8 protein-coding genes are annotated in these 6236 nt (G+C 44.7%); 1 reads left to right on the forward strand and 7 read right to left on the reverse strand.

Annotated elements, in window-relative coordinates; all coding sequences use genetic code 11:
* Nucleotides 1-13: 13 nt before the first annotated feature.
* From Q4592_RS15590 to Q4592_RS15600, 3 genes are all read right to left on the reverse strand, one after another.
* The gene (locus Q4592_RS15590; protein ID WP_303514789.1) at nucleotides 14-1285 is read right to left on the reverse strand and encodes an O-acetylhomoserine aminocarboxypropyltransferase/cysteine synthase family protein; all 1272 of its coding nucleotides are present in this window, start codon (nucleotides 1283-1285) and stop codon (nucleotides 14-16) included.
* Nucleotides 1286-1487: 202 nt separating this feature from the next.
* On the reverse strand, nucleotides 1488-2825 hold the full coding sequence (locus Q4592_RS15595; protein ID WP_303514791.1) for an MATE family efflux transporter: 1338 nt from the start codon (nucleotides 2823-2825) through the stop codon (nucleotides 1488-1490).
* A gap of 133 nt (nucleotides 2826-2958) precedes the next feature.
* Entirely contained in the window at nucleotides 2959-3414 is a 456-nt protein-coding gene (locus Q4592_RS15600; RefSeq protein ID WP_303514794.1) for a MarR family winged helix-turn-helix transcriptional regulator, read from the reverse strand.
* Between the two features lie 111 nt (nucleotides 3415-3525).
* Here Q4592_RS15600 and Q4592_RS15605 point away from each other — a divergent pair, with 111 nt between their 5' ends.
* Entirely contained in the window at nucleotides 3526-3948 is a 423-nt protein-coding gene (locus Q4592_RS15605) for an organic hydroperoxide resistance protein (protein WP_303514796.1), read from the forward strand.
* Nucleotides 3949-3989: 41 nt separating this feature from the next.
* Here the strand turns inward: Q4592_RS15605 and Q4592_RS15610 are convergent, their stop codons facing one another.
* The 4 genes from Q4592_RS15610 to Q4592_RS15625 form a co-directional block, all read right to left on the reverse strand.
* A complete protein-coding gene (locus Q4592_RS15610) occupies nucleotides 3990-4196 on the reverse strand; it encodes a hypothetical protein (RefSeq protein ID WP_303514800.1) in 207 nt (68 codons plus the stop codon).
* A gap of 114 nt (nucleotides 4197-4310) precedes the next feature.
* Nucleotides 4311-4775, reverse strand: coding sequence for a GNAT family N-acetyltransferase (locus Q4592_RS15615; RefSeq protein ID WP_303514801.1), 465 nt, complete (start codon nucleotides 4773-4775; stop codon nucleotides 4311-4313).
* Nucleotides 4776-5414: a DUF1294 domain-containing protein gene (locus Q4592_RS15620; RefSeq protein WP_303514803.1), complete on the reverse strand. Its 639-nt coding sequence runs from the start codon at nucleotides 5412-5414 to the stop codon at nucleotides 4776-4778.
* Nucleotides 5411-6061 carry an FMN-binding negative transcriptional regulator gene (locus Q4592_RS15625; protein WP_303514804.1) on the reverse strand — a complete coding sequence of 217 codons (651 nt, stop codon included), beginning with the start codon at nucleotides 6059-6061 and terminating at the stop codon, nucleotides 5411-5413. Before Q4592_RS15625 ends, Q4592_RS15620 begins: the two co-directional genes overlap by 4 nt.
* Nucleotides 6062-6236 lie beyond the last annotated feature (175 nt).

Below are 6236 nucleotides of genomic sequence, written 5' to 3' on the forward strand. Positions count from 1 at the left end.
AAATGTGTAAATACTAGGCTTTTTCTAAAGCTTGGCTTACATCGTTAATGATATCGCCGATGTTTTCGATACCTACCGAAATGCGCACTAAATCTGAGCTAACACCTGCTTTTGCCAGTTCTTCTTCATTTAGTTGGCGGTGAGTCGTTGAAGCTGGGTGGCAAGCTAATGACTTGGCGTCGCCTATGTTCACCAAACGTAAAATCATTTGTAGAGCATCAATAAATCTACCGCCGGCTTCTTTACCGCCTTTAACACCAAAGCTCAAAATGCCAGAGGCTTTACCACCTGCGATTTTTTGGCAAACCTCATTATAAGGGCTAGTAGGCAGAGCGGCGTAGTTTACCCACTCCACTTTTGGGTGTTGCTTTAAGTATGCCGCTAAGCTTTCAGCATTTTCACAATGGCGCTCCATGCGTAAACCCAGTGTTTCTAATCCTTGGAGAATTTGAAAAGCATTCATAGGAGAAATAGCCGCTCCCGTATTACGCAGCGGTACCACCCGACAACGCCCAATATATGCAGCAGGGCCAAGCGCTTCGGTGTACACCACACCATGGTAAGATGGATCCGGCTCATTCAAAATCTTGAAGCGTTCTTTATTGGCAACCCAATCAAACTTACCTGAGTCCACAATAATGCCGCCAATTGAAGTGCCGTGACCACCAATGTATTTAGTCAGCGAGTGGATAACAATATCGGCACCTAGCTCGATAGGGCGACACAAAAATGGCGTAGCAACGGTGTTGTCTACCATAAGAGGAACGCCATGCTTTTTGGCAATTTCCGCTAGTTTAATCAAGTCGACAACATTACCTGCTGGGTTACCGATAGATTCACAGAAAATGGCGCGAGTATTTTCATCAATCGCGGCTTCAAAACCCGCATAATCATCAGCCGACACCATGCGCACATCAATGCCCTGTTTAGGGAAAGTATGGGCAAATAGGTTATAGGTGCCACCGTACACCTGGCTGGTGCTGACGATATTCGTACCGACTTCACAGATACATTGAATGGCATACGTAATTGCTGCCATGCCAGAGGCCAAGGCCAAGCCGGCAATACCACCTTCCATTGCGGCAACTCTTTGCTCCAGCACATCGGTGGTAGGGTTCATAATTCGCGTATAAATATTGCCAGGTACCTTCAAATCGAAGAGATCTGCGCCGTGCTGAGTATCGTCAAAGGTATAAGACGTGGTTTGGTAAATCGGTACTGCCGCAGCTTTGGTAGTGGCTTCTGATTCATAGCCGTGGTGAAGTGCTAAAGACTCTAATTTCATTGCTGTTCTCGCTACTTAAAGGAATAAAACAACCCTGTCTGCCGCCAAACTAAGCCAGCGGCAATTCCATTTATTGCAGCGAACCGCAATAAACCCGAGGATCACGCTAACGTGTTGATAAGTATTAGCCTAATTTGCAGCAAATAGAATAGCGAAGCAATCTAGAATGTGAACTATCGCTAAGCTTGGCGTGTAATCACCGCTAAACAATGCCCATGTTATGCCAGCGGTAAGTTTTCCAACGCCAATGATTGATCAGCCCGCGTACCACTTCATCTAAGGCAAAACATGCCCATGCGCCAATAATGCCCAACTGCCAAGATATAGAACACAGGTAAATAATCGGCACAATACCCCAAATAAAAGCAACCCCTACGGTCGCCGCAAAGCGCCCATCGCCGACCGCTTTTAGGCCCATGCCAGCCACAATATTAATCGCTCTAAATGGCTCCATAACAATACAAATAATCAGTAACCATTTGGCATAAAAAGCCACTTGAGGATCATCACTAAAAAGACCAATAAGAGGTTGGTAGAACCAAGCAAATATACACATGTTCACAAAGGCGAATAATATCGCCAAGCTAACACAACGATTATATGTAGCATCCACTTCTTGCAGTTTTCGTGCGCCCATTTGATGCGCCATCATAATTTGCCCTGCCGCTGCTAACGACCAACTCACTGCCATTGAAATAAACAAAAAGCGCAGCACAAAGGTATAAGACGACACCGCCAACACCCCAAGTGTGGCCAAAATACCTGCGACTACAATTTGCTGCAGAGTATAGTTGGCAGGCTCTGCGGCAGAGGGAATAGAAATTTTCATCAAGGGTTTAAACACTGCGCGCATCCGCGGAATAATTGCGCGGTTAAATTCAAAGCTCACTTGCGCCTTAACATGCACAATCACCATCACCACTAAGCAGGCAAACAGGTAAGACAACACTGTGCCTAAGGCGATGCCTTTTAAACCCATGGGTTCGATACCAAACCAGCCAAAAAAGAAGGTAGCATTTAAAAAAACATTCACCACGTTCGTCAGTAGTGACGCCAACATATTCCAATTGGTCATGGCTTTTGCGGCCAAAATAGAGCCATAAGCACAGCGCAAACCAAAGAAACCAAAGGTAAACGCCATTATGGCCAAGTAGTCTTCAGCATACAGCTGCATTGCCGCAGGGAAGTTCAGCCACACGCCAATATTGTTATAGTTGAGATAGGTAAAAATACTAAAGGCGATACCAGCCAAACCAAGCAATAAAACGTTGGTCATAAATACCGGTATCACTTTATCGAACTGCTTAGCCCCATAATACTGCGATGCTGCCGCAGTGCCGCCGGTAGAAAGCATCGGCAAAACAAAGAAGCCAATCCATAAGTAGGGCATTAGCAAGCCAGCAGTCGCGGCAGCGTCTTCCCCTAGTAAACTCAGGAAGTAAATATCAACCATTACCACAAAGCCACTGGTTAATTGCTCAACCAAAATGGGCCACGCCAAACTAAATAATTTGAGTTCTTTTACCGCGCCTTGAGGCATGAGCATTGTCCATGGTTGAGTAAGGCATTAGTGTAACCAGCCTAATCGTTATACCGATTACTTATTTCGAGTTATTACAGACCTTTTATAAAACTTGTTGTCACTCGCAAGCTAAATGAGCGACTAATGACAGTTATTTCATCAACTTGGCAAACAAGCGATCGCAGCCTTGTTTTAATGCCTGCAGTTCTTCTAACGGCATATCAGCTTGGCACAACATGGCTTGAGGAACGCTCTCAGCCTGTTGTTGTAAGCTCACACCTTGCTCACTTAAGCTAATCACTCGTACTCGCTCATCATGTTCACTTCTTGCGCGAATCACCAAACCTTTTGCTTCTAGTCTTTTTAGCAAAGGAGTCAAGGTACCAGAGTCTAAATGCACTCTTTCTCCCAAGCTTTTCACACTGACACTGTCGTGCTCCCACAGCACCATCATCACTATATACTGCAAGTAGGTAAGGTCGAGTTTATCTAACAACGGGCGATAGGCACGGCTCATGGCATTTGACGCGCTGTATAAAGAAAAACATAGCTGCTTGTCTAAGCTGAGGTTCACCACCTGGTCAGATTGCTCACTTAACTTGCTCATGGTAAAACCTTTATAAAATAAATTGTGCACAATATACTTGCATTTCATCTCACCCTCAACTAAAGTTGCAAACAATTAAATTGCGCACAACTTAAATTAAAGGGACACGATATGACAACCTTATACACTACTTCAGCTACAGCACTAGCCGGTCGTAATGGCCAAGTAAGCACCGACGATAAAAAATTAGACCTAGCTCTTAGCTACCCAAAAGAGATGGGCGGCAGCGGCGAAGCCACTAACCCAGAGCAACTATTTGCAGCAGGTTATGCCGCGTGTTTCTCTAATGCCATTTTACACGTCGCCAAAGAAGGTAAAGTGGCGATTAAATCTGCCCCAACCACTGCTACTGTGGGCATTGGCCCAAATGACAATGGCGGTTTTGCACTAACAGTCGCGCTGGCAGTAGAGCTAGAACTAGAGCAAGCATCGGCAGTAGAGTTGGTTAAAGTTGCTCATCAGGTTTGCCCATACTCAAACGCTACTCGCGGTAATATAGACGTACTGCTTAGTGTGAACGGCGAAGCGCTTTAAACTCCCTTGAAATACCAAAAACCAAGCCTAGGCTTGGTTTTTTATTTTGCTTCATCGCTCAGCAGTTCATCGCGCTGACGCTGGTATTCTTCAAAGCTCACATCCGCTTGATCCATACAGCTTAAATAATCTTGATGATTAGTGTGTTTGTCACACTGCTGTCGTTGGTTTCCTTGCATGGCATTATAAGCCTGCTGCTGACTACAGCCGCTCAACGTTACCAGTAAAATACCTATAATAATTTTCATGCTTCGTCCTCACATCGTTGCCATTAGCATGAACTATTTAAAAACAAGCGCGAGGATCTTTCATTATGATAATTGTCAGCACTATCTCGCTAGCTTTACAGTATATGGGAATAGCTACAGGGATTTTTGCATACTAAAGTTAAGCAAAGTTTGCCCTGCTCGCTGTACCTTGTTGGTTTTAATCACGCTAAAGCCTTGTTTAACAAAGAACCCCCTAGCCACTTTAGACGCATCAACAAACAAGTATTCCCTTTGCTGTTGGCGAGCAATCGCTTCAATATACTGAAGCATTTGTAGCGCAATACCTTTAGCTTGGTATTTTGGCAAAACATAGCAGCAATCAATATTGCAGCCCTCTAGCTCAATAAAGCCCACTACCGTTTCAGCTTGCAAGGCCACAAAGCAGCGTTCAGCTTTTAAGCGTTGCTGCCAATATGAGTAATCTACGGGTGTTGCTGCCCATGCTTGTTTTTGTTCCGCGCTATAGTGCTCATCACTAATTGCATGCACTGCTTGAGTAAAAACATCGGCGACTTGTTTAGCAAACCTAGTGGAATAAGGCTCGATGGTGATATTCATTTAAACAAAACTCGACACAAACTCACTTATTGTTTGGCGCATTGGCGCGGCCGACGGCGTAAGCAAATATGCTAATGCCGCACAATTAAGCAAAACGGTCGCGTAGTAAATCCAACGAAATTGCTGTTTCTGAGTTTTGTGTCGTAAGTACTGCTGAGCCAGCATAGCGCCCGGCCAACCACCGAGTAAGGAAAATACATGTAGCTTGGCTTCTTGCACTCGCCAACGACCCGCTTGAGCAGCGCTTTTATCTAGAGCATACAAAGCAAAACAGACTAAGCTCATCACTAAATAGGCCAACGCAATTGCCAATGGCAAGTTTGCCAACATCACTAAGGCCGTTAGTAGACCGGCAAATACCGCGACTTTTATACTCGCGCCAAGTCCAGCCTTGTTGGTCTTTGTAACAAACGCCGGTTTTTCACCCACCAATTTAAGTTGCTTGGCACAGGGCCTGCCTTGTTTATCGGCAGATAAGCGATAAGTAAACCAATGGCCGATTAAGCGCTCGGGGTTAATGCTTCGATCATCAAAACTGCTGGCATGTACAAACAAATTTTTCTCAGCGTTTTTATCACTGAGTTTTAAAAAACCAAAACCTTTGGCGTCATTCCATGAGACTAACTTCGCTTTAGTCATTCGCTTGCATCACCCTTTGCTACTAACCCGGCATGTTCTTTTATTTGCTTAGCCATGCTTGGCTTAATCTTAGCCAAGCCTTTAGCGACACCCAGTTGATTTTCTACACTGTGGTTTTGACTAAGTTTAAATTGGGCTTGCAGCTTATCAATGCTTATTTCAAAGCCAATAATGGCTTTATTAAGCTGAGCAATAAAGTTGTCTGGTGCGTCACTTACTTGCCAAGGCTTAGTTTGGTTTTGCTCGTTCTCTAGAGTCAATCGCTGCAATAAATCCAGCGTCCAGGCGGCATCATTTTTAGCCTGAATAACGCCATTGATATGCACTGCTTGATAATTCCAAGTTGGCACTACCTTGGGGTTAGCCTGCTTAGAGGGATAAAAGTTTGGCGATACGTAAGCATCTTCCCCCTGAAACACCACCAATGCAGATAAGCATGACTGCAAACGCTTAGCTAAGGGATTAGCTCGCGCGATATGACCTTGTAAACACCAGTCATCTTGAGCATTTTTAGCCAGTAGTAAGGGCACATGATCGGCCACCAAACCTGCATCACTTTGAGTGGTGATAGTGGCAAGTGGATAACTGGAGATCAGTTGAGAAATAGTTGTCCAGTCGTCTTGTTTAAAATGCTTGGGTATATGCACGTGCTATCGCTCCCTGTTAGTTGCTTGAATACTCTCACAATTAGGGAACCTAGCACTAGTGATGATTAACTTATTGTTCAGGCACTTTTTAAGCAGTATTAAGGCGCGTAAAACTCGATGTCTTTGTTTAAGCTCATTGCATACCCAGCGCTGGCAATACCTTCTACATCGGTGG

Origin of the sequence: Agarivorans sp. 1_MG-2023 (assembly GCF_030548385.1) — a bacterium.
Lineage (GTDB): Bacteria > Pseudomonadota > Gammaproteobacteria > Enterobacterales > Celerinatantimonadaceae > Agarivorans.

Coding starts and splice junctions, on each gene's coding strand:
- Q4592_RS15590 (WP_303514789.1), bottom strand. CDS start 1,285: ATGAAATTAGAGTCTTTAGCACTTCACCACGGCTATGAATCAGAAGCC.
- Q4592_RS15595 (WP_303514791.1), bottom strand. CDS start 2,825: ATGCCTCAAGGCGCGGTAAAAGAACTCAAATTATTTAGTTTGGCGTGG.
- Q4592_RS15600 (WP_303514794.1), bottom strand. CDS start 3,414: ATGAGCAAGTTAAGTGAGCAATCTGACCAGGTGGTGAACCTCAGCTTA.
- Q4592_RS15605 (WP_303514796.1), top strand. CDS start 3,526: ATGACAACCTTATACACTACTTCAGCTACAGCACTAGCCGGTCGTAAT.
- Q4592_RS15610 (WP_303514800.1), bottom strand. CDS start 4,196: ATGAAAATTATTATAGGTATTTTACTGGTAACGTTGAGCGGCTGTAGT.
- Q4592_RS15615 (WP_303514801.1), bottom strand. CDS start 4,775: ATGAATATCACCATCGAGCCTTATTCCACTAGGTTTGCTAAACAAGTC.
- Q4592_RS15620 (WP_303514803.1), bottom strand. CDS start 5,414: ATGACTAAAGCGAAGTTAGTCTCATGGAATGACGCCAAAGGTTTTGGT.